The 26,779-nt window shown below is 52.5% G+C and carries 24 protein-coding genes; all 24 read left to right on the top strand.

Annotation, left to right across the window (positions count from 1 at the left end):
* Positions 1-177 precede the first annotated feature (177 nt).
* The 24 genes from dapG to D3P09_RS01510 all read left to right on the top strand — a co-directional run bounded on the left by dapG (position 178) and on the right by D3P09_RS01510 (position 26,778).
* Positions 178-1,392 (top strand): aspartate kinase, encoded by a 1,215-nt coding sequence (gene dapG / locus D3P09_RS01625; protein WP_120106611.1) that lies wholly within the window; start codon positions 178-180, stop codon positions 1,390-1,392.
* A 161-nt stretch (positions 1,393-1,553) separates the two neighbouring features.
* Positions 1,554-2,429: a 4-hydroxy-tetrahydrodipicolinate synthase gene (gene dapA / locus D3P09_RS01620; protein ID WP_120106609.1), complete on the top strand. Its 876-nt coding sequence runs from the start codon at positions 1,554-1,556 to the stop codon at positions 2,427-2,429.
* A 272-nt stretch (positions 2,430-2,701) separates the two neighbouring features.
* Positions 2,702-4,381 carry a ribonuclease J gene (locus D3P09_RS01615; protein ID WP_120106607.1) on the top strand — a complete coding sequence of 560 codons (1,680 nt, stop codon included), beginning with the start codon at positions 2,702-2,704 and terminating at the stop codon, positions 4,379-4,381.
* A gap of 171 nt (positions 4,382-4,552) precedes the next feature.
* Positions 4,553-5,317 carry a ClpP family protease gene (locus D3P09_RS01610; RefSeq protein WP_120106606.1) on the top strand — a complete coding sequence of 255 codons (765 nt, stop codon included), beginning with the start codon at positions 4,553-4,555 and terminating at the stop codon, positions 5,315-5,317.
* Positions 5,314-5,538: a YlzJ-like family protein gene (locus D3P09_RS01605; RefSeq protein ID WP_120106604.1), complete on the top strand. Its 225-nt coding sequence runs from the start codon at positions 5,314-5,316 to the stop codon at positions 5,536-5,538. Before D3P09_RS01610 ends, D3P09_RS01605 begins: the two co-directional genes overlap by 4 nt.
* A gap of 81 nt (positions 5,539-5,619) precedes the next feature.
* Positions 5,620-8,313: a DNA translocase FtsK gene (locus tag D3P09_RS01600; RefSeq protein WP_120106603.1), complete on the top strand. Its 2,694-nt coding sequence runs from the start codon at positions 5,620-5,622 to the stop codon at positions 8,311-8,313.
* 104 nt (positions 8,314-8,417) lie between these two features.
* A complete protein-coding gene (sleB, locus tag D3P09_RS01595; RefSeq protein ID WP_120106601.1) occupies positions 8,418-9,203 on the top strand; it encodes a spore cortex-lytic enzyme in 786 nt (261 codons plus the stop codon).
* A 108-nt stretch (positions 9,204-9,311) separates the two neighbouring features.
* Entirely contained in the window at positions 9,312-10,604 is a 1,293-nt protein-coding gene (yfmF, locus tag D3P09_RS01590; RefSeq protein WP_120106599.1) for an EF-P 5-aminopentanol modification-associated protein YfmF, read from the top strand.
* Positions 10,605-10,606: 2 nt separating this feature from the next.
* A complete protein-coding gene (gene yfmH, locus D3P09_RS01585; RefSeq protein WP_120106597.1) occupies positions 10,607-11,899 on the top strand; it encodes an EF-P 5-aminopentanol modification-associated protein YfmH in 1,293 nt (430 codons plus the stop codon).
* Entirely contained in the window at positions 11,896-12,642 is a 747-nt protein-coding gene (ymfI, locus tag D3P09_RS01580; RefSeq protein WP_120106595.1) for an elongation factor P 5-aminopentanone reductase, read from the top strand. The genes yfmH and ymfI overlap by 4 nt, the downstream gene beginning before the upstream one ends.
* Before the next feature lie 110 nt (positions 12,643-12,752).
* Positions 12,753-13,004: a DUF3243 domain-containing protein gene (locus D3P09_RS01575; protein ID WP_120106593.1), complete on the top strand. Its 252-nt coding sequence runs from the start codon at positions 12,753-12,755 to the stop codon at positions 13,002-13,004.
* A 181-nt stretch (positions 13,005-13,185) separates the two neighbouring features.
* The gene (locus D3P09_RS01570) at positions 13,186-13,953 is read left to right on the top strand and encodes a DUF3388 domain-containing protein (RefSeq protein ID WP_120106591.1); all 768 of its coding nucleotides are present in this window, start codon (positions 13,186-13,188) and stop codon (positions 13,951-13,953) included.
* 23 nt (positions 13,954-13,976) lie between these two features.
* Positions 13,977-14,891, top strand: coding sequence for a helix-turn-helix domain-containing protein (locus tag D3P09_RS01565; RefSeq protein ID WP_120106589.1), 915 nt, complete (start codon positions 13,977-13,979; stop codon positions 14,889-14,891).
* Between the two features lie 36 nt (positions 14,892-14,927).
* Positions 14,928-15,419: a YajQ family cyclic di-GMP-binding protein gene (locus D3P09_RS01560; protein ID WP_120106587.1), complete on the top strand. Its 492-nt coding sequence runs from the start codon at positions 14,928-14,930 to the stop codon at positions 15,417-15,419.
* Between the two features lie 30 nt (positions 15,420-15,449).
* Positions 15,450-16,778 carry a 30S ribosomal protein S12 methylthiotransferase RimO gene (rimO, locus tag D3P09_RS01555; protein WP_120106586.1) on the top strand — a complete coding sequence of 443 codons (1,329 nt, stop codon included), beginning with the start codon at positions 15,450-15,452 and terminating at the stop codon, positions 16,776-16,778.
* The gene (pgsA, locus tag D3P09_RS01550; RefSeq protein ID WP_120106584.1) at positions 16,775-17,350 is read left to right on the top strand and encodes a CDP-diacylglycerol--glycerol-3-phosphate 3-phosphatidyltransferase; all 576 of its coding nucleotides are present in this window, start codon (positions 16,775-16,777) and stop codon (positions 17,348-17,350) included. Before rimO ends, pgsA begins: the two co-directional genes overlap by 4 nt.
* A gap of 135 nt (positions 17,351-17,485) precedes the next feature.
* Complete coding sequence (locus tag D3P09_RS01545) at positions 17,486-18,733, top strand: competence/damage-inducible protein A (protein WP_120106583.1); 1,248 nt, start codon at positions 17,486-17,488, stop codon at positions 18,731-18,733.
* 238 nt (positions 18,734-18,971) lie between these two features.
* A complete protein-coding gene (gene recA / locus D3P09_RS01540) occupies positions 18,972-20,027 on the top strand; it encodes a recombinase RecA (protein ID WP_120106581.1) in 1,056 nt (351 codons plus the stop codon).
* A gap of 64 nt (positions 20,028-20,091) precedes the next feature.
* The gene (locus D3P09_RS01535; protein WP_120106579.1) at positions 20,092-20,799 is read left to right on the top strand and encodes a regulatory protein RecX; all 708 of its coding nucleotides are present in this window, start codon (positions 20,092-20,094) and stop codon (positions 20,797-20,799) included.
* A gap of 183 nt (positions 20,800-20,982) precedes the next feature.
* Positions 20,983-22,530: a ribonuclease Y gene (gene rny, locus D3P09_RS01530; RefSeq protein WP_120106577.1), complete on the top strand. Its 1,548-nt coding sequence runs from the start codon at positions 20,983-20,985 to the stop codon at positions 22,528-22,530.
* A 78-nt stretch (positions 22,531-22,608) separates the two neighbouring features.
* A complete protein-coding gene (locus D3P09_RS01525) occupies positions 22,609-23,403 on the top strand; it encodes a TIGR00282 family metallophosphoesterase (protein WP_120106575.1) in 795 nt (264 codons plus the stop codon).
* A 160-nt stretch (positions 23,404-23,563) separates the two neighbouring features.
* Positions 23,564-23,824 (top strand): stage V sporulation protein S, encoded by a 261-nt coding sequence (locus D3P09_RS01520; RefSeq protein WP_006036664.1) that lies wholly within the window; start codon positions 23,564-23,566, stop codon positions 23,822-23,824.
* Positions 23,825-23,912: 88 nt separating this feature from the next.
* A complete protein-coding gene (locus D3P09_RS01515) occupies positions 23,913-24,860 on the top strand; it encodes a dipeptidase (RefSeq protein WP_341538274.1) in 948 nt (315 codons plus the stop codon).
* A 184-nt stretch (positions 24,861-25,044) separates the two neighbouring features.
* Positions 25,045-26,778 (top strand): 2-oxoacid:acceptor oxidoreductase subunit alpha, encoded by a 1,734-nt coding sequence (locus D3P09_RS01510; RefSeq protein WP_120106572.1) that lies wholly within the window; start codon positions 25,045-25,047, stop codon positions 26,776-26,778.
* Position 26,779: the final 1 nt, after the last annotated feature.

The raw sequence follows: 26,779 nt of genomic DNA, 5'->3' as shown, positions 1-26,779 counted from the left end.
TGCCATTAGCAGTACCCGCTTGCGGCGGATACGCGAGGGATATCTGACGTATCGTCGTCTGATGCGATAGGCTTATTAAGGAATAACGTTCACTCATCTCATACATTGCATTGGTTATCGGATCAGACACGGGTATAACGCTGCTCTCGTCTTCGGTCGTTGACGGAGGATGACGGAATGCGAATTTTGGTTCAGAAATTTGGAGGAACCTCTCTATCTACTGATCATGCAAGAGAACGTGTCATTCAACATATTGCCAGAGAGCGGGAGAGCGGATATGCCGTCGTGGTCGTCGTCTCGGCCATGGGCCGAAGAGGCGAGCCGTATGCGACGGATACGCTGCTCTCGCTTATTCATGACAATGGCAATTCATTGCCCCCTCGTGAGATGGATATGCTGCTTGCATGCGGGGAGATTATCTCTGCAGCTGCCCTATGCAGCATGCTGAATGCTCATGGAATCCCTTCGGCCGCTTTGACAGGAGGGAGTGCGGGCATTCGGACCGATGAGCAATTCGGCTCTGCAAGAATCAAATCCATTGGGACGGAGCGGTTGCTGGGGCTGCTTCAGGAAGGCAATGTGGTTGTGGTTACAGGCTTTCAGGGCGTCACGGCTAGCGGCGATATGACCACGCTGGGACGTGGCGGGAGCGACACGTCCGCTACGGCGCTCGGCGCTGCGCTGCAGGCGGAGATGATCGATATTTATACTGACGTAGACGGGATATTGACTGCTGACCCCCGAATCGTAAGCGAGGCAAGGCCGCTTGATGTTGTCGGATACGCAGAGATCGGCAATATGGCAAGGCAAGGGGCCAAGGTCATCCATCCCCGCGCCGTTGAGATTGCGCAGCAAGCCCATATCCCAGTCCGTGTGCGGTCGACGTTCTCCGATGGAACAGGCACACTCGTCACGGATCAGCAGTCGGCAAGAGGCGAGCATGCCTTCAAGGATAGGGCGGTAACCGGCATTGCGCATGTATCAGGCGTTACGCAGATTACGGTGAAGGCGCTGGACGGCCAGTCCGACATGCAGCTGCAGGTGTTCCAGACGATGGCGAGACATCACATTAGTGTCGATTTCATCAATGTAACACCCAGCGGAGCGGTGTATACCGTATTCGATCAAGATGCGCCGAATGCGCTGAAGCTGCTCGCTGAAGGGGGCTTTACGCCTCATTCCGTGCGCGGCTGCGCCAAAATATCGGTAATAGGCGGGGGGATGAATGGACAGCCCGGTGTGATGGCTCGCATCGTAGAGGCTTTAACGGAGCAGGGCATTACCATCATGCAGTCCGCCGATTCCAACACGACGATTTGGGTGCTTGTGCAAGAAGCTGATATGGCGAATGCGCTGCGCGCCTTGCATACCAAATTCGACCTTCACCGATAGGTTTATAGAGTTATTGCGTACATTCATGCTATAATACGATACAGTGCTAATGAGGTAAGTTTGTTTACAAACTTTATCATATGAAGCAAGTCATTTTTACAAACTTTAGGCAATTGCTTACGAAGCAAGTTTGCTTCACAAACTTTTTAGGAGGTTCCCAGATGGAATTCGGAAGATTGATCACGGCAATGGTAACACCGTTCGACGCAAATGGACAAATTGATTGGCAAACAGCTGGGAAGCTAGTCGATTATTTGATAGAGGAGCAGCAAAGCGACAGCCTCGTCGTAGCGGGCACGACAGGCGAGTCGCCGACGCTTTCGGATGATGAGAAGATAGAGCTGTTCCGCTTTGTCGTGAAGCAAGCGGCTGGACGCTGCAAAATCATTGCAGGCACGGGCAGCAACAATACGGTTCATTCCATCCACTTGACGCAAGAGGCGGAGGCATGCGGCGTAGACGGTATACTGCTCGTTGCCCCGTACTATAACAAACCTTCCCAAGAGGGCTTGTACCAGCATTTCAAAGCCATTGCCGAAGCAACCAAGCTGCCGGTTATCCTTTATAATGTAGAGGGACGCACAGGCGTGAATATCTCCGTCGATACGACGCTTAGACTTGCTCGATTGGACAATGTGGTCGCAACCAAGGATTGCGCTTCGCTTGATCAGCTGACTCAGATCGTCAGCGGCGCTCCGGAAGGCTTCCTTGTATACAGCGGCGACGACAGCGCGACATTGCCAGCTTTGTCCATAGGGGCATACGGCATCGTAAGCGTGGCGGGCCATATAGTAGGCGCAAAGATGAAAGCTATGATTGCAGCATATGTAAGCGGCAATGTCGCTGAAGCGGCACGTCTCAATGGCGAGCTGTTCCCGGTCTTCAAAGGGCTGTTCCATTGCCCGCATCCGGTTCCGAATCCGGTTGCCGTGAAATATGCGCTGGGCCTCAAAGGTCTGCCGGTCGGATCGGTCCGCTTGCCGCTTGTCGACGCGAACGAAGCCGAAGCCAATTTCCTGCGCGATCTGGTCCTGTAATTATTAGCTATTCCATCTCAAAGCCGGTGCTGACAGCACCGGCTTTATTTGTTCTGTCCCGACTTCCGCAATTAGTTTGAAGCGTTTCACTTGTATTACTTGTGTTCCAGCTTTTTCATCATGTATAATGAAATCAAGTGAATGGGTGCGGCAAAATTAAACAGTGAAGAAATGATCGTCAGAGCGGCATCTGACGTTTATTGTAATACGCATAGATTGCAAGTTTTTTTGTTATTTTCAAATTACATTTACCGTAGGAGGTATAGATCCACTTGTCTAAAAAGAACAACCAGGATAAGCTGCTTATATTTGCACTAGGCGGAGTAGGCGAAATTGGTAAAAATATGTATGTCATTCAGTACAACAACGATATCGTCGTTGTTGACTCCGGCCTGAAATTCCCAGAAGAGGACATGCTCGGCATTGATATTGTCATTCCGGACATCTCTTACCTGACCGAGAACCGCGACAAGGTTCGCGGCATTCTCATTACACACGGTCACGAAGACCACATCGGCGGTTTGCCTTATGTCCTGAGGCATCTGAATGTGCCAGTATACGGCACGAAGCTTACCCTTGGACTTATTGAAGGAAAATTGAAGGAAGCCGGCTTGCTCGGAGAGACAAAACGTATTCTCATCAACGCCGATTCCGAAGTTCAAATGGGCTCCATCCGTGCGAGCTTCTTCAAAACCAACCACAGTATCCCTGACTCCGTAGGCGTCTGCCTGGATACGCCGGAAGGCATCGTCGTTCATACGGGCGACTTTAAATTCGACCACACGCCGGTCAATGACCAATTCGCTGATTTGCAGCGCATTGCCGAGATCGGCAGCCGCGGCGTGCTGGCACTATTGTCTGACAGCACCAATGCGGAGCGTCCTGGCTATACGCCATCGGAGAGCAATGTCGGAGAAGAGCTGGAAGACATCTTCCGCAAATCGACACAGCGCGTAGTCGTAGCGACGTTCGCTTCCAACGTACACCGTATTCAACAAATTATTAACGCCTCGATCGCAACTCGCCGCAAGATTGCTGTCGTAGGTCGCAGCATGGTCAATGTCGTGAGCATTGCTTCCGAGCTGGGATACCTCAATATTCCAGAAGGCATGATTATTGAGCCGGAAGAGGTTAACAAGCTGGCTGCAGACCGTGTTGTTATTCTATGCACAGGCAGCCAAGGCGAGCCAATGTCGGCGCTTACACGCATGGCCCGCTCCACGCATCGCAAGGTTGATATTTTGCCAGGGGATACGGTGATCATTGCCGCGACGCCGATTCCGGGCAACGAGCGTTATGTTGGACGTACAGTAGACGAGCTGTTCCGCCTTGGCGCGAACGTCATCTACGGACCAGGCTCCGTATCCGGCGTACACGTATCCGGCCACGGCAGCCAGGAAGAGCTTAAGCTTATGCTCAACCTGATTAAACCGAAGTACTTTATCCCAATTCACGGCGAATACCGCATGCTGCGCCAGCACGCCAAGCTCGGCGAAGCGATCGGCATGGAACGCGAGAACATATTTGTTGTCGATAACGGCGACACAGTGGAATTCCAAGGCGGCAACGCTCGCAAAGGCTCCAAGGTTCAAGCTGGCAATGTCCTGATTGACGGACTTGGCGTAGGGGATGTAGGCAACATCGTTCTCCGCGACCGCAAGCTCCTGTCCCAAGACGGCATACTTGTAGTTGTCGTTACACTCAGCAAGCAAGATGGCACGATTATGTCCGGACCGGACATCATCTCCCGCGGCTTCGTCTATGTGCGCGAGTCGGAAGGCCTTCTTGATGAAGCGAACCGCATTGTCACTTCGACGCTGAACAAGCTGATGAATGACAAAGTGAACGAGTGGGCATCCCTCAAGACGAATGTGAAGGATGCGCTTGGCAGATTCCTGTATGAACAAACACGTCGCCGTCCAATGATATTGCCGATTATTATGGAAGTGTAATCGACGTGAACCCATCACCGATAAAACGTTCTTTTGTCCCTTGCGGATGAAAGAGCGTTTTTTTATATTTGCAGCCCACGATCATTTCATACTATGCGAACACTGAATAAAATAGCTCCTTCATTCCATACTATGACGAGCTATTCATTGCCAGCAAAGGGGACATGATCAATGACAAATCCGTTTGATCCGACAGCCTATAGAAACGAGCAGCCTGAGCCTGCGATGCCAGATGACAAAAAGAAAATGGGAAGTGTCGTGGAGAACATCCAGCAGCTCGGGACAGCAGTTACGCCAGCTCCGACGGAATCCAATATCTTTTGCATGACCATTATCGGACAGGTAGAAGGGCATCTGATTCTGCCGCCGCAAAACAAGACGACCAAATATGAACATATAATTCCACAACTCGTCGCTGCAGAGCAAAGTCCCAAAATTGAAGGCGTGCTTATCGTGCTGAATACAGTGGGAGGCGATGTGGAAGCGGGACTTGCGATTGCGGAGATGATCTCAACCTTGTCCAAGCCTACCGTAACTCTGGTGCTGGGAGGCGGGCATTCCATTGGCGTGCCGATCGCTGTTGCCGGCAACAAATCACTAATTGCCGAGACAGCTACAATGACGATCCACCCGATCCGTATGAACGGCCTTGTAATCGGCGTACCGCAGACGTTCGAATATTTGGATAAAATGCAGGAGAGGGTTGTCCGTTTTGTGACGTCGCATTCCCGAGTGATGGAGCATACGTTCAAGGAGCTGATGTTCAAGACGGGCGAGCTGACGAGGGATATCGGCACAACGGTAATCGGCACGGATGCCGTTCGCTATGGCTTGATCGATGCCGTGGGGGGACTCGGAGATGCGCTGCGCGAATTGAATGCCATGATCGAAATGCGCAGAGCCTCGATACCGGCGCCGGGAGGGATACCGCAATGACGCTTCATACGATCATGCCGCTTGAGCTGGTGCTCCAGGGCATTCAAGATGAGCAGAGCACTCCATTGCACGAGATTACGGTAAAAGGCATCAAGATGCAAGTTGCCCCGATAGCGCCTGGCATGGGGCGAATCGTGCGCTTGCTGGATTGCGGCCTGCATGATTATTTGAACCCGGCTTATATGCCGGGAACTATGATCGCTTATCATAACGAAAATTAGAATAAGTGTTCTCATTAATCGTCTCTTACGTAGCCCCTTACCCAAAATCTGTGCTATAATGGTAGACCAGAGGTGACGGAATTGGCGAAGAAAAAGAGACGAAAGAAATCCATTGGCGCTCAACTAAAATACGAAGTTTACGGCATATTGCTTATTACGATATCAATCATCGCCTTATCCGGCGAAGCCGCTGTCGGGCGCGCATTGTCCAAGCTGTTCGGGCTTGCGCTCGGCAAGTTTTATTTTGTGCTGGCTCTAGTAGGAGTCTATGTCGGTCTTAGCGTCATGGTGAAGCGGGCTTGGCCCAAAAGCTGGTCCAGCAGAAGAACGGGCTTGCTTATTCTTGTGCTGGCCTTTACGCTGAGCAGCTCCATTTCGGAAGTCAATCTTCGCTTTGCAGGCGTAGAACGGGACGCGCTGACGGGCGGAGTCATCATGAGCACGCTTGGCTCTGATCTTAGAGATCAGCTGATATCGGTATCGCCTGCGAATGATGTCTCCATTCGTGACAAGTCGATTAGCGGAGGCTATATCGGAGCCGTACAGTATTCTCTGCTGTTCATGCTGTTCGGCTATTATGGCGCATTAATTATCAATATTGTCATGTTCGCCATCTCGCTCATGCTCATCACCGGCAAATCCTATGTAGAGCTGATCGGCGTTATACGCAAACGGGCAGGCCGTATGTTCAAGCTGCTAATGGCCAAGCGAAGCGCAATGCGCAAGCGGAAAGCCGCGAAGGTAGCCGTTGCAGCGTCACAAGTGCAGCATGTCGGCAGCGATGGTACGATTGACGATGATGAAAATTACCAGCCCGCTCCGCCAAGGAAGCGCAAGTCGCTGTTTTTTGCCTGGAAGCAGGAAGAACAGCAAGAGTCCAAGGCGCAGGATGGGCATGATGAATGGCAGCTATCCCAGCATGAAGAGAACGAGCCTGGCGTGAAGCCGGTCTGGGAGAGCGAGCTGGCAGGCGACTGGGAGCCTTCGGGAGAGCGCTCGGCCAATGCTGCCGCAGCCGTTCCAGGGGAAGAAGAACCTCCGTGGGCGGACAGTGATCAAGGACAAGGCTCTGATATACATAATGAATGGAAAGAAGACGACAGCAGCAATGCCCCTCCATGGGAAGAGCAGCAAGTATGGCCGCGAGGCAGTTCCGATCTAGAGGAGCAGGGCGTTACAGCAGCCCAGCAGGATTCCTCCGGGAATGCGGAGTGGAACGCCGAAGACGAGGATTTCCCGGTTCAGGACGATGGGCCGAATCCGCTGCTTGATTCAGAGGCTTTGGTCGCTGGCGAAGTTGCAGAGGGCACAGTGCCGGGAAGCCCGGCAGAAGGGGAGGCTCCGGCGGCAAAGCCGTATAAGCTTCCGCCGTTCACTCTGCTGCACAAGCCAAGCGGACTGGCAAAAGGCTCGGACGCAACGGATATGTACGATTCGAGACGAAAGCTGGAAGCGACGCTTGAGAGCTTTGGCGTGCGTGCGAAAGTGCTTGACGTTGTGCGCGGTCCTGCGGTTACCCGATACGAAGTGCAGCCTGCAACCGGGGTGAAGGTTAGCCGGATTGTCGGACTGACTGATGATATCGCGCTGGCGCTTGCCGCCAAGGATGTGCGCATGGAAGCTCCGATTCCGGGCAAGTCGGCTATTGGCATCGAGGTTCCGAATATGGAAGTGTCGGTCGTCACGATGAGGGAAGTCATGGAGACGCCTGCGTTCCAGAACTCCGCTTCGAAGCTGTCGATCGCATTCGGCAGAGATATATCCGGCCAGACTATTGTCGGCAATCTCGCGAAGATGCCCCATCTTCTTGTAGCCGGAGCGACGGGCTCAGGCAAATCGGTATGTATCAACGGCATTATTACGAGCATTCTGTACAAGGCTCATCCGGATGAAGTCAAGTTTCTCATGATCGACCCCAAGATGGTCGAGCTTAATGTATACAACGGCATCCCGCATTTGCTGGCGCCGGTTGTTACAGACCCGCGCAGGGCATCGTTAGCGCTGAAGAAGATCGTAGTAGAGATGGAGAAGCGTTATGAGCTGTTCTCGAAGTCTTCTACACGCAATATTGAAGGCTATAATACACTAATGGCCGATAACCCGGCTGCGGTATTGCCTTACATTGTCGTCATTGTGGACGAGCTTGCGGATTTGATGATGGTCGCGGCGAACGATGTAGAGGATTCCATCGCGCGGCTGGCGCAAATGGCCCGTGCGGCGGGCATCCACCTGATTATCGCGACACAGCGGCCGTCGGTTGATGTTATTACCGGCGTAATTAAAGCAAACATTCCATCGCGTATCGCATTCGGCGTATCTTCTCAGGTCGATTCGCGGACCATCCTGGATATGGCCGGGGCCGAGAAGCTGTTGGGAAGAGGCGATATGCTGTTCCTGCCGGTTGGGATGTCGAAGCCGATTCGCGTGCAGGGCGCATTCCTGTCCGATCAGGAAGTCGAGGCGCTTGTCACCTTCGCCCGCGATCAGGGAGAAGCGGTGTATAAGGAAGATCTGGTGCCGGAAATCGAAGAAGAAACGGAAGACCAGGATATGATGCTGGATGAGCTGTTCGATCAGGCGGTTCAGATCGTTGTCGAAGCGAAGCAAGCCTCTGTATCTCTCCTTCAGCGAAGAATGAGGGTCGGCTATACGCGGGCGGCCAGAATGATTGATCAGATGGAGGCCAGGGGAGTAGTCGGGCCTTACGAGGGCAGCAAGCCGCGCGAGGTGCTGATGACGCTGGAGCAGCTGCAAGCAAGCAAGATCAGCTCATAGTTCAATTGCGGCAATTCTGCATAGAAGCTGGGGAACTTTCTCATACTAGAGTTAGGTAACGCTACCTAAAGCGAACTAACTTGCAAGAGAAAGGCAGATCCCACATGAGAAATCGTTTGTTAGCGGTGACCTTGATCATCGTTCTGCTCGTATGCGGCACCTTTTCCGTCTTGAAAGGGCTCGGCCGTGAATCGGCAGAAACGTTCAGCAATGCGACACTTAAGGTTGGATCAACGGGCCAGGATGTATATGAGCTGCAAGGACGCCTTACGTTTCTCGGCTACTACAACGGGAAAATAGATGGCATATTCGGCTCCAAAACCAAAGGCGCGGTGACGTGGTTTCAATGGAAATTCGGTCTGAAGTCCGACGGACTTGTCGGTGCGGATACGAAGAAGAAGCTCCTTAACGCGACGAAGGCCTGGAAGCCTGGCCAGACTGGCGGCGGCACCTCTGGGGCGCCATCCGGCGGCGGCAATACTGGCGGAGGCGGAGGCTCGGGAAGCAATCTGGCGCCGTCCAACAAGCTTGGCTTGTCTGAGAATGACATTCAAATTATGGCCAACGCTGTCTACGGCGAAGCCCGGGGCGAGCCATATGAAGGTCAGGTGGCGGTGGCAGCCGTTATCCTGAACCGTGTGAAATCGCCTAGCTTTCCAGATACGGTCTACGGTGTCATTTTTCAGCCCAGAGCCTTCACGGCGGTTGCCGATGGCCAGATCTACCTTACGCCGAACGCGAAGGCGAAAGAGGCGGTCATGGATGCCATCAACGGCTGGGATCCGTCGGGCGGTTGCCTCTACTACTTCAACCCCGTAACGGCGACATCGGCTTGGATATGGACAAGGACTCAGGTCAAGACGATTGGAAAACATATATTCTGTATGTAAGCATGCCGTCAATCCGGCCTGGGATAAGGGAAGCAGCCGCTTCTGCGTGAGCGCAGTCGCGGTTGCTTCTTCCATTTCCATTAGGTTAAAATGGAAAAAACGGCATCTATGAAGGGAGCAGACCGCGTGACCTTATTCCAAAGGGGGCAGCTGCAGCGAGTCAGACTGCATGTGCTGCCGACAAAACGATTCAAGACGTTTGCGATCTCTTTGTTCGCAGGAGTACCGCTAAACGAAGATACGGTGACGCCGATTGCCCTTATTCCCTTCGTTCTGCGCCGAGGCACGGCCAGAACGCCGGAGACGATCGCGTTCCGCGAGAAGCTGGATGACATGTACGGAGCAGGCTTTGGATTCGATGTATATAAAAGAGGAGATTCTCAGATCGTCCAATTTCGGATGGATGTCATCAATGATCAGTTTGTTAGCTCAGAGCAGTCCTTGCTTGCCGCTTCGCTGCAATTTCTTGGCGATGCCCTGACCGATCCGCTTATTGAAGGCGGCGGATTCCGCGCCAAGTACGTGGAGGCGGAGAAGGCGACGCTGCGCAAGCGGCTGGAAGCGATCGTGAATGACAAGATCCGTTATGCGGCAGAGCGCTGCCTGGAGGAGATGTGCGCCGGCGAGCCTTACCGCCTTCATCCGCTCGGCAAGCTGGACGGAATCGACGGCATCACGCCAGATGCGTTGCTTCGACATTATGAAGATTGGCTGGAGCGCGCCGCTCTGGATTTGTACGTTGTCGGCGACACCTCGCTTGAGGAAGTTACGAAGCTGGTTGGCGATGCGTTCAAGCTGAAGACGGGCACGCCTGCGCGTTATTCCGTTCCGAATGTGAAGCAAGATGTCCAGGACGTTAAGTATGTATTGGATGAGCTGGACGTCAGCCAAGGCAAGCTCAATATGGGCCTGAGAACAGGCATCGGATACGACGACACGTTATATCCTGCCGCGCTGATGTACAACGGCATTTTAGGCGGATATCCGCATTCGAAGCTGTTCATTAATGTGCGCGAGAAAGAAAGCCTGGCCTATTATGCAGCATCCCGGCTGGACGGCCATAAAGGGATATGCACGATTCAATCCGGCATTGAATTCAACAACTACGAGAAGGCGGTTGCGATTATCAAGCAGCAGCTGGAGAGCATGGCAAGAGGGGAGCTGTCCGAGCTTGAGATTAATCAGACCAAAGCCATGATCTCCGGCCACCTGCGTGAGCTGCAGGATTCGGCCTATGAGATGCTCTCGTACGATTTCAACAGCGTGCTGACCGGCAATGAACGGACATCAGCCGAGCTGCTGGAACAGGTTCAAGGCGTTACCGCAGATGATATTGTAGAAGTGGCGAAGCGGGTTCAGCTCGACACGGTCTACTTCCTGCGCGATCGAAAGGAGGCTTAACGATGGAGACGCTTAATTATCCGAACGTACAGGAGAAGCTGTACCGCGAAGTGCTGGATAACGGCCTGGAAGTTATTGTCCTGCCGAAGGAAGGTTTCCAGAAAACGTACGCCACCTTCTCGACCAAATACGGCTCTGTAGACAACCGCTTTTCGGTAGGCGGCCAGGAGCCGACAAGAGTGCCGGACGGCATTGCGCATTTTCTGGAACATAAGATGTTTGAAGAGCCGGAGGGCGATATTTTTGCAGTATTCGCTTCTCAGGGAGCTTCCGCCAACGCATATACGACGTTTGACCGGACCGTTTATCTGTTCTCTGCAACAGAACAGGTCCATGCCAATCTGGAGACACTGATCAACTTCGTGCAAAAGCCTTATTTCACCGATACCAATGTGGATAAGGAGAAAGGCATTATCGAGCAAGAAATCAACATGTATAAGGACAATGCGGATTGGCGCGTTTACTTCGGGCTTATTGACGCGTTATACCACAACCATCCTGTGCACATCGATATTGCCGGCACGGTAGAGTCCATCTACAAGATCGACAAGGAAACGTTGTACCGCTGCTACGAAACCTTTTATCATCCGTCCAACATGCTGCTTTTTGTCGTTGGCGGAGTGGACGCTAAGGACATCTTCGATCTGGTGAAGGCGAACCAGCAAGCCAAGAGCTTTGAACCGCAAGGCAAGATTGAGCGTTACTTTGACGAGGAGCCTGCCCATGTGAAAATTCCGCGCAAAGTAGCTCAGCTATCCGTATCGCTTCCTAAGTGCATGCTGGGATTCAAGGAAAAGAAGGTCGGATTGACCGGCGAGGCCCTGCTTCGCCAAGAGGTGACGACAAAGCTGATGCTGGAGACGCTGATCGGACCGAGCTCAAAGCTGTATCAATCGTTATATGAGCAAAATTTGATTTCCGATTCCTTCGGCCATGAATACAATTCCAGCACCGATTATGCGTTTTCGGTTGTTGGCGGGGACACGCCTGATCCTGACGCACTAATCGAAGCTCTGCGCACGGGCATCACCGCAGCTGTGAATCAAGGTATCGAGCAGTCCGCTTTCGAGCGTTCGAAACGCAAAAAAATCGGCAGCTATCTTCGCATGCTGAACTCCCCCGAATCCATTGCGGGTGAATTTACCCGCTATCGGTTCCGCGACGCCGACATGTTCGATGTGCTTGGCTTCTATGAAGCATGCACGCTTGAAGAAGTGAATCAGCGTCTTCGCGAGCATTTTGATTTCGGGCAGCTTGCTGTATCCATTGTGGAGAAACCGCAAGCCAAAGCATGAAGACGCTGCAGGAAACAACGGTATTGATCACCGGGGGGAGCCGTGGCATCGGCGCTGCGATTGCAAAGCGCTTTGCCTCGGAAGGGGTCAATATCGTCATTCATTATTTGGAATCTCATGAAAGCGCGAATGAGACGGCGAGGATGTGCATGGCGCTGGGAGCTAATGTCATGACCATCTCCGCCGATCTGCGCTCGCGCGACCAGCTGGCACGCATGCGCGATAAGCTGGAGACCCATGATATCCGGCCGGATATTCTGGTGAATAACGGGGGCATATCTCATTACGGGATGCTGGCAGACGTAACGGAGCAGGAATGGGACGATGTCATGTCCGTTAATCTTAAGGGCATGTTCCTGTCCACACAGCTCTTTATGCCGTACATGATTGCTCAGCGTTATGGCCGCATTATTAATGTATCTTCCGTATGGGGAATGTCGGGCGCGTCATGCGAGGTGCTTTATTCCACAACCAAAGGCGGTATGAATGCCTTCACGAAAGCGCTGGCCAAGGAGCTTGCGCCATCCGGTGTCACCGTGAACGCCGTTGCTCCTGGCGTCGTAGACACGCTGATGATGAGCGGCTTCAATCAGGAGGAGAAAGCGGCTTTGCAGCAGGAGATCCCTGCCGGCCGCTTCGGCTCCGCTGAAGAGATCGCGTCGCTTGTTTACTTCTTGTCATTGCCGGAATCATCCTATATTACCGGACAGATTATAAGCCCGAACGGCGGCTGGCATACTTGATCATGCGCCAAATTGGAGCTGTTATTGTATAAGTCGCTGCTGAAGTGCGCACAATAAGGACTGTTGATGATTCTTTTCTATTCCACAACAACCTTAGGAGGCGAAGAGGCATGTCAACTGTCCTGACGAACTTCGACACTTGGAAGCACTTTTTGGCGGATCGCGTATCGCAAGCGAAAAAGATGGGGCTGACAGAGGATACGATCGCTAACCTGGCGTTCGAGATCGGTTCCTTTCTAGACGAAAAAGTGGATCCCAAAAATGACGAGGAACGCATCCTGAAGCAGCTTTGGGATGTTGGCGACGAGACAGAGCGCAAGACAGTCGCAAGACTGATGGTTAAGCTCGTCGAGAAATCGTAAGCACTTATACCGGTCAGCAGAAAAGCCTCCAGTTAGCGGAGGCTTTTCTGCAATGTTTTGTTTCGTTGCAGGATAATGACGAAAATTGTAGAATTGATGATTTAAAGGTATAATTATTCGGAAGCAGCTTGATTTTTGGCCTTATACTCTTTATTATTCAGGTTTAGGACGGTGACACACGTTGGAGACGAAACAATGGTACATGGAATACAAGATACATAAGAACCGCCCTGGCCTTCTTGGAGATATCGCTTCTTTGCTCGGCATGCTGGAAGTGAACATTATGACGATTAATGGGGTAGAGGACCGTACCCGCGGCATGCTTCTTCAAACCAATGACGATGAGAAAGTCGAGCTTCTGGGCAAAATGCTGCAGAAGGTTGATAATATTACGGTGAACAAGCTGAGAACGCCTACAATCGTAGATATATTGGCAGTTCGGCATGGGCGCTATATTGAGAGAGATTCCGACGACCGGAAGACGTTTCGTTTCGTAAGGGACGAGCTTGGCCTGCTTGTTGATTTCCTGGGAGAAGTGTTCAAGCGTGACGGCAATCAGGTAATCGGCCTTCGCGGCATGCCGCGTGTCGGCAAGACGGAATCCATTATCGCAGGCAGTGTCTGCTCCAACAAACGATGGGCCTTCGTATCGTCTACTTTGCTTCGTCAGACGGTGCGCAGCCAGCTGTCCGAGGATGAGATGCAGCCGAACAACATTTTTATTATTGACGGGATCGTGAGTACAATACGCTCCAACGAGAGGCATCATGCTCTTCTGCAGGAGATTATGGCTATGCCGTCGACCAAAGTAATCGAGCATCCGGATATATTCGTAAAGGAATCCCATTACGACTACAGCCATTTCGATATTATTATCGAGCTGCGCAATAATCCGGATGAGGAAATTACGTATGAATCATTCACTGCCAACTATTCGGACGATTTCTAATCTAATCGGAAGGAGGCATATCCATGTCTGAACTAGGCGCATTGCTGCGCAAGGCTCGTAATGAAAAAGGAATGTCGCTTGATGATATTCAAGAATTGACGAAAATTAGAAAGCGTTATTTGGAAGCAATTGAATCCGGTGATCACAGTGTGCTGCCCGGCACTTTTTACGTGCGCGCTTTCGTGAAAAACTATTCAGAGGCCGTTGGCCTCGATCCAGATGAGGTGCTTAGGCTTTATCAGCATGAAGTGCCGGCGCCAGCTGTTGAGCCCTCATCGGAGCCGATTCCGGTCCGCAAGCCAAGGAAGGTAAAGTCAGGCGCATCTGAACGGCTGGGGAAAATCGGATTCAATATAGTGATGTGGTGCTTCCTCATTTTGATTGTGGTCGTGATCTGGTACTTTGTGATTAACAAAGATAATGAATCGCCGAGTAAAGTGGATAATACCCCGATTACGGAAAATTCCAGCCCGCCGGAGCAGACATCCAACCCCGGTACAAGCACGCCGCCGGTGTCGCCTACGCCGCCGCCGCCGACAAAAGCGCCGACAACGGTTACATTCAACAGCAAGGTCGGAAAAGCGGATAAATATGATATCGGCCCGGCAGGCGTAATCCATAAGGTTGAATTGAAAGTAAAGGGCGGCCGCAACTGGGTAGGTGTGCAGGAAGGCAGCGTATCCGGGAAAAAGCTGTACTATACGAATGCAGAAGACGGAGAGGTATTGACTTTTGACCTGACGACACCGCTTTATATTAACGTAGGCCGTGCCGACTTTACCGAAGTTTGGGTTGACGGCGTGCTTGTGCCGGATGGCGACCGTTCCAGCTCCAAGCAGCTTCTGATCAATCCGCTGACGGAAGATACGCAAGGCGATCCAGCTGGCGGCGGGACGCAAGAGGGAGGAGAAGCGCCGGATTCGCTGACGAGCGAATAGGCGCGAACCGTATTACATAGCAAAGGGGAGAGTATGATGAGTTCAGAAAGCTCATTCGATATTGTATCAAAGGTGGATATGCAGGAGCTTTCCAACGCTATTACGCAAGCGGAGCGGGAGATTGAGACACGCTTCGACTTCAAGGGAAGCAAGAGCAGCATTGCGCTGGAGAAAGAAGAGCTTGTAGTAGCCTCGGATGATGAATACAAGCTGAAAAGCGTCATCGACATTTTGCAATCCAAAATGATCAAGCGCGGCGTACCTATCAAAAATATGGATTACGGTAAAATCGAAGGCGCGTCCGGCGGAACCGTCAAGCAGCGGATCAAGCTGAGACAAGGAATTGAACAGGATATTTCCAAAAAAATCAATATTCTGATTCGCGATTCCAAGCTGAAGGTCAAGAGCCAGATTCAAGGTGACCAAATCCGGGTAACAGGCAAAAGCCGCGACGACCTGCAAGCTGTAATGGCGCTGCTTAGAGGCGCTGATCTGCCTGTCGATCTTCAATTTACGAATTACCGCTAATGCTCTTAGAAAGGATTTGACGATAGACAAATGACTGAAAGAGTGAAAGTTGTCACGCTTGGTTGCGAGAAAAACTTAGTCGACTCCGAAATCATGTCAGGCTTAATCCACGAACGAGGCTTCCGACTAGTCGAGGAGCCGGATGAAGCCACCGTTATTATTGTCAATACTTGCGGTTTTATCGACGCGGCTAAGGAAGAATCGGTAAATACGATATTGGAGATGGCCGACCTGAAGGATACGGGCCGTCTTAAGGCGCTCATCGTCTCCGGCTGCCTCACTCAGCGCTACAAGCAGCAGCTGATGGAAGAGATGCCGGAGATCGACGGCATAGTCGGAACAGGCGACTTCCATAACATCAATGATATTGTGGATGAAGCGCTAAGAGGGAAGAAGCCGATTCGAATCGGCAATCCTGTGTTTAATTATGAGCAGCAGCTGCCGCGGATGGTCACTACGCCACGCTATACCGCGTATGTGAAGATAGCCGAAGGCTGCGACAATGCGTGTACGTTCTGCAGCATTCCGATGATGAGAGGGGCTTTCCGCAGCCGCTCCATCGAATCTGTTCTTGCTGAAGTGAAGGGGCTAGCATCGCAGGGCGTAAAGGAAGTTAGCCTGATCGCGCAGGATTCAACGAACTACGGAACTGACCTCTATGACCGCTTTATGCTGCCTGAGCTGCTGAACCTTGTCAGCGAGGTGGAGGGGATTGAATGGGTGCGTCTGCATTATGCTTATCCGGGCTTCTTCTCCGACGAGCTGATTGAGACGATGGCATCCAATCCGAAGATTTGCAAATATATCGATATGCCTCTGCAGCATAGCGAGGATACGATTCTGAAGAGAATGCGCAGGCCCGGAAGACAACGCGATACGCGCGAGCTGATCGCGAAGATTCGGGGCGCAATTCCGGATGTCGCGCTTCGCACCAGCCTGATCGTCGGATTTCCCGGCGAGACGGAAGAGGATTTCGAGAGGCTGTGCGAATTTGTGAAAGAAATCAAGTTCGATCGCCTTGGCGTCTTTGCTTATTCCAGCGAAGAAGATACGCCTGCGGTCAGATTGCCGAACCATGTGCCTGATGACGTGAAGGAGTGGCGCGTGAATACGCTGATGGAGATTCAGCGCATCGTCTCCCGCGACAACAGCGGCAAGTATATCGGCAAGGAAATCGACGTGCTGGTGGAGCGTTACGACGGCCGCAGCGACGTCTATATCGGCAGATCGATGTACGATGCGCCGGAGATTGACGGCGAGGTGTTCATCTCGAACTGCCGCGCAGAAATTGGAACGATACAAAAAGTACGTGTTACGCACGCGTATGAGTTTGACCTATCCGGGGAGGGTATCGCGTGAATTTAGCGAATAAGATTACGCTGGCAAGAATTTTCCTTGTCCCAGTCATCATGTTTTTCTTGCTTATGAAGTTGGACTTGGGCACGCTCAGCTTCTCGGATTTTGAAATTACATATAATCAGATCGTAGCAGCGCTCATCTTTATCATTGCAGCCAGCACAGACGGGCTGGACGGCTACATAGCGCGCAAGAACAAGATTGTCACCAATCTGGGCAAGCTGCTTGATCCGCTGGCCGACAAGCTTCTTGTCGCTGCTGTGCTGATCTCGCTTGTGGAAATGGACAAGCTGAACGCGCTGATTGCCATTGTTATTATTAGCCGAGAGTTTGCAGTAACCGGCCTGCGCCAAATCGCGCTGCTGGAAGGCTCCGTCATGGCGGCAAGCGCCTGGGGCAAATGGAAGACTGCTATCCAGATCACCATGATTATCGCATTGCTGATCAATAACTTCCCGTTTGCGCTGATCGACTTCCCGTTTGATGTGATCGCCAGCTGGGCGGCCGCCATTATTACGGTCTACTCCGGTATTGATTATTTTGTGAAGAATAAACATTTAATACCGGTTGAATAACAAGGCATGTCTTCGCCGTGCGCGGCGTTAGGGCATTCAATCGAATGCGAGAAGAGCACTTTCCCATGGACGGGAGAGTGCTCTTCCTATCATGATCCATATAGGCCGTACAGGCTGCAGGAGAGAGGGGCACATATGAAAGCAGAGATTATTGCGGTGGGCACGGAGCTGCTCCTTGGCCAAATCGTGAATACGAATGCGCAGGCGATATCCCAGAAGCTTGCGGAGCTTGGCATTGATGTGTATTTCCAGACGGTAGTAGGCGATAATGCGGGCCGGCTCAGGCAAGCGATCGAGATTGGACGCGGACGCGCCGATCTGCTGCTGTTCACGGGAGGATTGGGGCCGACTCAGGATGATCTGACGAAAGATGTACTGGCGCAATATTTGGGCCGCAAGCTTGTCCTTCATGAGCCTTCCATGGCCGTCATTGAAGAAATGTTCTCTTCCAGGGGGATGGCGATGGTCGAGAGCAACCGCAGGCAAGCGAATATGATTGAAGGCAGCGAGCCGCTTCATAATTCGACCGGTCTTGCGGTAGGCAACGCGCTGGAAGCGGACGGCACCTTGTACGTGCTGCTGCCGGGCCCGCCAAGAGAGATGAAGCCAATGCTGGAAGGCCCTGCGCAGGACTGGATTCGTTCCATGCTGGGCGAAGAAGTGCCGCTGTTCTCGCGCCTGCTGAAGTTCGCCGGCATCGGGGAGTCGAATCTGGAAGCGAAGCTGCTGGATCTGATTGAAGGGCAGGAAGACCCGACGATTGCTCCGTACGCCAAGGAAGGCGAGGTGTCGGTTCGCGTGTCGACGAAGGCGCGGACCTTGGAGGAAGCGAACCAGAAGATCGATGCGACCGTTGAAGGGATAAAGGAGCGGGTGGGGGAGCATCTGTACGCCCAATCGGATATCCCGATCGAGGAGGAGGTTGTACGGCTTCTCAGAAGCTCCAGACGCCGCCTGGCAAGCGCGGAGAGCTGCAGCGGAGGTTTGTTCGCCGAACTGGTCACGAACGTGCCAGGAAGCAGCGGAGAGTTCACAGGAGGGGTTGTCACGTATACGAACGTGATGAAGAACAAGCTGCTTGGCATTCCGATGTCCCAGCTTGAAGGACCGGACGCGCCCGGAGCGATCAGCGAGTCTACCGCCGCGATGATGGCGGAGAACGTTCGGCTAATGTGCGATACGGACTTCGGCGTATCGCTCACGGGGGTTGCAGGACCCGCGGAATCAGAGGGCAAGCCTGTCGGTCTGGTCTATTTCGCAGTGGCTGAGCGGGGCAAAGATACAGTTGTCTACACGTCACGGCTTAGCGGAGGCCGGTCGATTATCCGGCTGCGCGCCGTCAAAGCGGCGCTGTACCGGCTCTGGCTGGCGCTTAAAGCGTAAGAGCTGTCAATAAAACGTTGTCAAATGTCGAACAAGGCGTTATAATAGGCTTTAATTACCGGAAGAACCGTGGCGAAGAGCACTTTGCTGCGGTTTTTTTATGCCTTCTTCGCCGGCGGATGGATGCGGGAGAGAGGGCGTGGGCATAAAAATTACGAATGTGTGTTCGAAAAAACTATTGGCAACGGGTCCGAAATAAGGTATCATACAAGTATAAATAGTGAAGGATGTGAGTGGGTTGGCGGATCGTCGCGCAGCATTAGATAACGCTCTACGCCAGATTGAGAAGCAATTTGGCAAAGGCTCCATTATGAAATTGGGTGAATCGACACACATGCAGGTTGAGACCGTGCCTAGCGGCTCGCTTGCTCTAGATATCGCGCTTGGCATCGGCGGATTGCCAAGAGGCAGGGTAGTTGAAGTATACGGACCGGAATCGTCTGGTAAGACGACCGTTGCGCTTCATGCCATTGCAGAAGTACAACGCATCGGCGGACAAGCCGCTTTCATCGACGCAGAGCATGCGCTGGACCCGCTATATGCCAGCAAGCTGGGCGTCAACATTGACGAATTGCTGCTTTCGCAGCCGGATACAGGCGAGCAGGCGCTTGAGATCGCAGAAGCGCTTGTACGAAGCGGGGCTGTTGATATTATCGTCGTTGACTCCGTTGCGGCACTCGTGCCGAAGGCTGAGATCGAGGGCGACATGGGCGACTCCCACGTTGGTCTGCAGGCTCGTCTGATGTCGCAGGCGCTCCGGAAGCTGTCCGGCGCCATTGCGAAGTCGAAGACGATCGCCATCTTTATTAACCAGTTGCGCGAGAAGGTCGGCGTAATGTTCGGCAATCCGGAGACGACTCCGGGCGGACGCGCGCTTAAGTTCTACTCCAGCGTGCGGCTGGATGTGCGCCGTATCGAGACGCTGAAGCAGGGCAATGACATGGTCGGCAACCGTACACGCATCAAGGTTGTCAAGAATAAAGTGGCCCCTCCATTCAAGCAAGCGGAGATCGACATTATGTACGGCGAAGGCATCTCGAAGGAAGGCAGCTTGATCGATATCGGCGTGGAGCAGGATATTGTTCAGAAGAGCGGCGCCTGGTTCTCGTATAACGGCGAGCGGCTTGGCCAAGGTCGCGAGAATGCCAAGCAGTTTTTGAAAGACAATAAGGAACTTGCGGCTGAAATTGAGAAGCAAATTCGCGATGCGAGCAATTTGTCCGCAACGGCTTCACCGGCTAACTTCTCTGCTGATGAAGAAGATGAAGATGAATTGGATTTCGAACTAGAATAAATTGTATAAAGGTCGTCGCTCTCCATGGGGAGCGGCGACGTTTTTGTATAGGAGGGTGCTAGCCATGGACTTGGACCGCGATCATGAAGAGGGCTGGATCATCGGGGCGGTCAAGCGCGACCGGTCGGAGAAGAAGCGGTATTTGATCTTTCCCGATCCCGAGACGGAGGAGCCGCTGCTGTCGGTGCACGAGGACATCATGATCCGCTTTAGGCTGCTCAATGGGCAGTTTCTGCCGAAGGCGCAGGTGGAGGAAATTCGCAATGAAGATGAGCGGTATAAGGCTTACGCGCTTGCTATTGCTTATTTGGGAGCCAAACCCCGCACGAGAAAAGCGATCGGGCAATATTTGGGCCGCAAGGAGCTGCAGGAGGACAATATTGAATATGCGCTGAACCGTTTAGAATCGGAGCAACTTGTGGATGATGAACAATATGCGCGTCAATTTGCGACAAGCCGAATGCGCAGCGGGCTAAAGGGCAGGCTGATGATCCGGCAGGAGCTGCAGCAGCGCGGAGTTCCGAAGCAAGTCGCAGCGGAAGCGGTAACGGAGCTGGACCGGGAGAGCGAGCTGGACGCGGCAAAAAAGCTGGCAGAGAAGAAAAGCCGGACGATAAAAGGCGATATGAAGGGGCGCAAGGCCAAGCTGATGGGCTTTCTCATGCGCAGAGGATTTCCAGGCGATGTCGTGCGTGAGGCAATTCGCGGCATAGAGTGGAAGGACAACGATAACGGAGAGCAGGAAGATGATGGCGTTTTGCTTGACAACTGATTTTATGTAAAGATAAAATGATGATGTATTCCTTCACAATTTTGAATCGATTTTTCTTCCAAAAGTTGATTCAAAACGATTTATTTCGTCAAAATGGAACATGATGAAACGGTATGGAACCGGTTGAAAACCTAATAACATCCCAAGCAATGCCTTGGTGTATGCAACAAGGAGGTGAACAAGATGGATGTAAACATCTGGATCTTGATCCCGATTCTAATCCTTGTTGGCGCAATTTTCTTTGGGATTGGTTATTTTACTCGAAAGTCGATTGCCGAGGCGAAAATTTCAAGCGCTGAGCAAGCTGCGGTCCAAATCGTAGAAAATGCGAAGAAGGAAGCAGAGGCACAGAAGAAAGAAACGGTACTCGAGGCGAAAGACGAAGTCCACAAGCTACGTGCAGAAGCTGAGAAAGACATCCGCGAGCGGCGCAATGAGGCGCAACGTCAGGAAAGACGCCTGCTCCAGAAAGAAGAGTCGCTGGATAAGAAATTAGAAGCGCTAGAACGCAAAGAAGAAACTGTAGCCAACAAGGAGAAAAGAATCGAAGAAACACAAGAGCAGATTGACTCCATTTATAAGCAGCAGCTTAGCGAACTTGAACGTATTTCCAGCTTGACAATGGAGGACGCGAAGTCAATTATTTTGACCAATGTCGAACAGGAAGTACGTCACGAGACCGCGCAAATGATCAAGGAAATCGAACAACAAGCGAAGGAAGAAGCAGACAAAAAAGCGCGTGACATTATATCGCTGGCGATTCAGCGTTGTGCGGCCGATCATGTGGCAGAGACAACGGTATCCGTAGTTACCCTGCCTAATGAAGAGATGAAGGGCCGTATCATTGGTCGTGAAGGCCGTAATATCCGCGCTTTGGAAACATTGACCGGTATCGATCTCATTATCGACGATACACCGGAAGCGGTCATTCTGTCCGGCTTTGACCCGATTCGCCGTGAGATAGCTCGTACTTCCCTTGAGAAGCTGGTAGCGGACGGTCGTATCCACCCTGCGAGAATTGAAGAGATGGTTGAGAAATCCCGCAAGGAAATTGACGAGCGTGTCCGTGAATACGGCGAACAAGCGACATTTGAGGTTGGCGTTCATGGATTGCATCCGGATCTGATCAAAATACTGGGACGGCTTAAATATCGGACTAGCTATGGTCAGAACGTGCTTAAGCACTCGATGGAGGTTGCCTATCTGACAGGACTGATGGCAGCGGAGCTCGGCGAGGACATTACGCTGGCGAAGCGCGCAGGCTTGCTGCATGATATCGGCAAAGCGCTTGACCACGAAGTGGAAGGCTCCCACGTTGAGATTGGCGTGGAACTGGCCAAGAAATACAAGGAGCATCCAGTTGTTATTAACAGTATTGCTTCTCACCACGGCGATACGGAAGCGACTTCCGTTATTGCAATGCTGGTCGGAGCGGCGGACGCCTTGTCCGCAGCGCGCCCTGGAGCACGCCGCGAGACGCTGGAGACGTATATCAAGCGTCTGGAGAAGCTGGAAGCTATTACGGAATCGTTCGACGGCGTTGAGAAGTCGTACGCGATTCAAGCGGGCCGCGAGGTGCGCGTAATGGTACAGCCAGAGAAGATCGACGATACGGAAGCGTTCCGTCTTGCTCGCGATATTACGAAGAAGATCGAGAGCGAACTCGATTATCCGGGACATATTAAAGTTACGGTAATTCGTGAGACTAGAGCAGTGGAATACGCGAAGTAATAGGCATATGCATTCGGAGAAGTGGCTGCTTGTCAGCCACTTTTCTGCATTCAGGCTTATAAAAGGAAGGATAGCAGGATGAACGTATTATTTATCGGAGACATTGTAGGAAATGTGGGAAGGGGCGCGCTGAAGCAGGTATTGCCTGCGCTGCGCGACAAATATAATCCGCATATCATAATCGTGAATGGGGAAAATGCCGCCGCAGGGCGGGGCATTACGAAAAACATCGCACGCGAGTTTTTTGAGTGGGGCGTTCACGGCATTACGATGGGCAACCACACTTGGGACAATAAGGACATCTTCGAATGGATCGACGATGAGCCGAGAATCGTGCGCCCCGCGAACTTCTCTCCTCAGGCGCCGGGCAAGGGCATGGCGATCATTAAGGCGAACGGCAAGCAGCTGGCCATCATTAATTTGCAAGGCCGCGCGTTCCTGCCGCCGATCGATTGTCCGTTCCAGACGGCCGATAGCCTGATTGAGGAAGCCCAGGAGACGACCAAAGCGATTCTGGTCGACTTCCATGCGGAAGCGACTTCAGAGAAAATCGCCATGGGCTGGCATCTGGACGGCAGAGCGTCGATCGTGCTTGGCACGCACACGCATGTGCAGACCAATGACGACACGATATTGCCGGAAGGCACGGCTTATATTACCGATGTCGGCATGGTGGGCTCCAAGGAAGGCGTGCTGGGCATGGAGAAAGGCGCCGTGCTGCATCGTTTCCTGACCCAGCTTCCATCGCGGTTCGTGGTGGACGAAGGCAAGTGGCATCTGCACGGATTGTCCGTACAGATTGATGAAGCGACCGGCAAAGCGACCAAGCTGACCAAAATCCGTCTGACGGAAGAGGATTGGCTGCTCATGTAAGATCAGGCTGCTCTGAAGAGCAGTCTTTTTTTGCGAACCAAAATCAGACAATTCAGAACTGTTAGTAAAGTTAGAGCGATAAAAGCAGGAATTTTTCGCCTTCTCTCGAATAGTATTTTAGAAGTGGAATCTATCCAACATTCCAGGGGAGGTACTTTTCATGGACGTATTAAAAGTATCAGCGAAGTCCAATCCGAATTCCGTCGCAGGTGCGCTGGCAGGCGTATTGCGCGAACGCGGCGGCGCTGAGCTCCAGGCCATCGGCGCGGGCGCACTGAATCAAGCGATTAAGGCGGTAGCCATTGCGCGCGGGTTTGTCGCCCCTAGCGGGGTGGATCTCATTTGCATCCCTGCGTTTACGGATATCGTCATCGACGGAGAGGATCGCACCGCGATAAAACTCATTGTGGAGCCGCGCTAACGGGTCCGCATGCATACACCACGACATCAGCCTGTTTACCCCGTAGACAGGTTTTTTGCTTTGAGACAAGCTAGGAGGATGAATGGTTATGGAGATTGCGGATTTTCACTGTGACGTATTGTCCAAGCTGCTGAAGGACCGGGAATTGAATTTTCAAGGCAATAAGCCTGGCATACTGGATGTCACGCTGGACCGGCTGAAAGAGGGCGGCGTTGTTCTCCAGACTTTTGCTGTATTTATATCGCCGAACCGGCACGACTATCATGGGATAGACCCCATATTGGAAAGTATAGATCTCTTGTATGAGAAAGTGCTGTGCCATCCGGAGCTGAAGCTGATTCGGACTGCGTCAGATCTGGACACATGCCTCCAGGAAGGCAAGATTGGCGCTTTACTGTCGCTAGAAGGCGTGGGAGGGCTAAGAGGCAGGCTGTCTATGCTTCGGCTGCTGAAACGGCTTGGCGTGCGGGCTGCGGGGCTTACATGGAACGATGCGAATTGGGCCGCGGATGGTGTAATGGAATCAAGGGGCGGCGGATTGACGGAACAGGGCGCAGCATTAGTGCAGGAGTGCAACAGGCTCGGCATTATCGTCGATGTCTCGCATTTGTCGGAGCGGGCTTTTTGGGATGTTGCGGCGTTGTCGGCGAGGCCTATTGTCGCCTCACATTCCAATGTGCGCGAGCTATGCGACCATCCCCGCAATTTGACTGAGCTGCAGCTCAGAGCGATTATGGAAAGCGGCGGTTTGATTGGCATCACCTATGTGCCGCAATTTCTGCGCGCCTCTGGCGACGCTAAGATAGACGATGTGCTGCGCCATGTGGAGCACATATGCGCGCTTGGGGGCGAGAAGCATCTGGCGCTGGGATCCGATTTTGACGGAATCGACCGCCATGTGCAGGGACTTGCCCATCCCGGACAAGTTGCCGCTCTGCATGAAGCGCTTTTGAAGAGATACAGCGCTGAGCAAGCTGGAGGGATTATGTCGGGCAATGCTATCTCGTTCCTAAGGGGACAACTCCCCGCGGATTAATCGGAATCTGATCTCGTACCGATATGGGAATGATCGCAACAAACTATCTTTTATCTAAGCGTTTACATCTTGCAAAAGCGCTATCTCAAACATAAAATTGTTGTGACTATAATCGTTTCTATTATATAATGCTTAATGTTGTCGAAATTTCATGCACCTTCATGAAGCAGAGGAGATGGGCATTTTGATAAGTCAATTATCTTGGAAGATTGGCGGTCAGCAAGGTGAAGGCGTAGAGAGTACCGACCGTATTTTTTCCACAGCGCTTAACCGGCTGGGTTATTACTTATATGGGTACCGTCATTTTTCGTCTCGTATAAAGGGCGGTCATACGAATAATAAAATCCGCATCAGCACGAAGCCAATTCGGGCGATCTCGGATGATCTCGATATTCTGGTAGCATTCGATCAGGAGAGTATTGATCTGAATGCTCACGAATTGCGCAAAGGCGGAGTTATCGTAGCGGATGCCAAATTCGGTCCGACCGTGCCGGAAGGAATCGACGCCCGCTTATTTGCTGTGCCGATTACGAAGATGGCCGAGGAGCTCGGCACATCTCTAATGAAGAACATGGTCGCATCGGGCGCGTCATGGGCTCTCCTTGGCCTGCCGCTCGAAGTATTCAACAAAGCGGTTGAAGAGGAGTTCGGTCGGAAAGGTCCGGCGATCGTGGAGAAAAATATCGAAGCGGTAAAGAGCGGCGCCGAATTTGTGTTGGAGCAAGCGGGAGGGCCGCTAGACGAATTCAAGCTGGATGAAGCGGACGGCAAGCAGAAGCTGTTCATGATCGGCAATGAAGCAATCGGGCTGGGGAGTATCGCAGCCGGCTGCCGGCTGATGTCTGCGTATCCGATTACACCGGCATCCGAAATTATGGAATATCTGATTAAGAAGCTGCCCAAATTCGGCGGCACTGTCGTTCAGACAGAGGACGAGATTGCGGCTGTGACGATGGCGATCGGCGCCAACTATGCAGGCGTTCGGACGATGACGGCATCCGCTGGTCCAGGGTTGTCGCTTATGATGGAAGCGATTGGCCTGGCGGGCATGACAGAGACGCCGCTTGTCATTGTCAATACACAGCGCGGCGGCCCTTCGACCGGCCTGCCTACCAAGCAGGAGCAATCCGACTTGAATGCGATGGTATACGGCACGCATGGTGAAATTCCGAAGGTCGTGATTGCGCCTGCATCTATCGAGGATTGTTTCTACGATATGATTGAAGCGTTCAACGTATCGGAGCAATACCAGGTGCCGGTCATTGTCATGACGGATCTGCAGCTATCACTGGGCAAGCAGTCCTGCGAGCCGCTAGATTACAGCAAGGTGCAAATCTCCCGCGGCAAGCTGGTGACAGAACCTCCGGCGCTGGAAGGCCCGGAGCTATTCAAGCGTTACGAATTCACGGAAGACGGCATCTCCCCGCGCGTGCTGCCGGGCGAGAAGGGCGGTCTGCATCACGTAACAGGCGTTGAGCATGACGAAGTCGGCCGTCCGTCTGAGAATGCGGTCAATCGCCAGCTCATGATGGATAAGCGCCTCAACAAGCTGAACAATCTATCGATCCGCGAGGCCATTCGTGTGGATGCGCAGGGCGAGACACCGGATCTGCTCATTATCGGGATGGGATCGACCGGTGGTACAATTGATGCGGCAAGAGAGATGCTTGCGCAAGACGGCGTATCCAGCAACCATGTAACGGTCCGCCAGATCCATCCGTTCCCTGCGGATGCGCTTGCGCCATATTTGGAGAAGGCCAAAAAAGTAGTTGTGATTGAGAACAATGCAACGGCTCAGTTGGCCGGCCAAATTAAAATGTACGCAGGCTTCTCCGAGAAAATCGAAAGCTTGCTCAAGTATGACGGCAATCCATTCCTTCCGCTTGAAGTCTATAAAGCATGTAAGGAGCTGAGCTAAG

The organism is Paenibacillus pinisoli (assembly GCF_003605435.1).
Taxonomy (GTDB): Bacteria; Bacillota; Bacilli; order Paenibacillales; family Paenibacillaceae; genus Pristimantibacillus; species Pristimantibacillus pinisoli.
Note: the sequence above shows the minus strand (reverse complement) of the source record. Positions and strands in the feature narration are given on the sequence as shown.